The 1,436-nt window shown below is 70.1% G+C and carries 1 protein-coding gene; it reads right to left on the bottom strand.

The genetic code is table 11. From position 1 onward, the window contains the following. Window positions 1–170: 170 nt before the first annotated feature. A complete protein-coding gene (locus ACZ5XS_RS45765; RefSeq protein WP_468661643.1) occupies window positions 171–1,394 on the bottom strand; it encodes an IS4 family transposase in 1,224 nt (407 codons plus the stop codon). Window positions 1,395–1,436: the final 42 nt, after the last annotated feature.

Here is a 1,436-nt window from a genome sequence, read left to right as displayed (position 1 = left end):
CAATGCCGGTGACTTAAGTTCTGTCTCGCCGAGTGATGGTGAGGGTGTCCGGTGCGGGTGGTGTCCAGTTGCGGTGCTGGGCCCGTTTGAGGGGCCAGTTGGACATCTTGCGTTTGATGACGCGGGGGCAGGTTCGGTGGCGGCGTGGGGGCAGCAGGCGTTCGGCGATTTCAGCCAGGGTGCGGGTCAGTGCCCGGGCGAGTCTGCCGGGGGGAAAACGCCGCCTGGGCCGGGACCTGGCGGCGCACGATCCGCAGGGACCGCGTGAAGGACAGGCGGTCGGGATCAAGGCCCTGGTCGGTGGCGGCCTGGTGCATCAGCTGCCGGATGGCGTGGTGCACCAGGAGGAAGCCGTAGATCTCCTGCTCCACGCCCCACGGGTATCTCGAGCGCAGGACGAGCTTGGGGCCGCGCTGGTGGGTCTTGATCTCGTCCAGCGTGGTCTCGATCTCCCACCGCTGGACGTAGAGCGCGGCCAGTTCCTTCGCCGGTGCCTGCTCCGGGTCGAGCAGGGTGGTCAGCAGGCGGTAGACGGTGGCGTCGCCGCTGCCAGCAAGGGTGTACTCGATCACCCGGACCACCGCCGGGTTGCGGCGGCTCTTGCGGTCCGGTTCGGCATGGACTGTGCTGAGGTAGGAGCCATCGGCCAGGACCTGTACCACGGGCAGAGCCGCGCTCTTGCGCATCCGCCACAGCAGGTCCGCGCCGGTTGCCCGGGCGGCCTGCCACAACTCGAACCCGTAAAAGCCCCGGTCGGCCAGCAGCAGCATCCCCGCCCGCAGGCGGGTGAACAGCTGCCGGGACAGCACCGGCTCACTCACCGACAGCGGCCCGACCGCCGCACCGAACACCGCGTGCGTCCCGCACTCGGCCAGCGCCACGACCCTGGCCTGCGGGAATGCGCCCGTCCCCCGCCCCGAGCCCGGGCGGCCGAAGAAGCTGTCGTTCTCCGCCGTGTCCGCCAGGTCCAACGTCGTGCCGTCCACCGCCACCAGACGCCACCGCCGATACCAGGCACCCGCCGTCTCCGGCACCGCCACCGGACGGCACACCCGCGCGAACAACATCTTCAACGGCTCAACGCCCAGACGCCGACGCGCCCGCCCGATCGCGGCAGTCGTCGGCACCCGCCAGGACCGCCCCCGGTTCCCCAGCCCCTCGCCCAGCAGCCGCGCGACCTCCTCATACGGCTGCCCGAAGAACAGACACATCGCCAGCACGAAGTACACCACCACGCGTGCCGGCAGCAGCCGACTGCGCTGCTCACCGCGCCCGGTCTCCGCGATCACCTCGTCGACCAATTCCGGCGGAAACGCCCGCGTCAGCACCCCGATCGCGATCCGGTCCGACAAACGCTCGCCCGCAGGCGACTTGACCTGCCCCACCCTCGCCACACCACAACCAACGAGCGCAGGGCATCTAAGTCACCGGCATTG

Source organism: Streptomyces sp. NPDC033131 (assembly GCF_055578365.1).
This window is presented reverse-complemented; position numbering and strand designations above follow the sequence as displayed.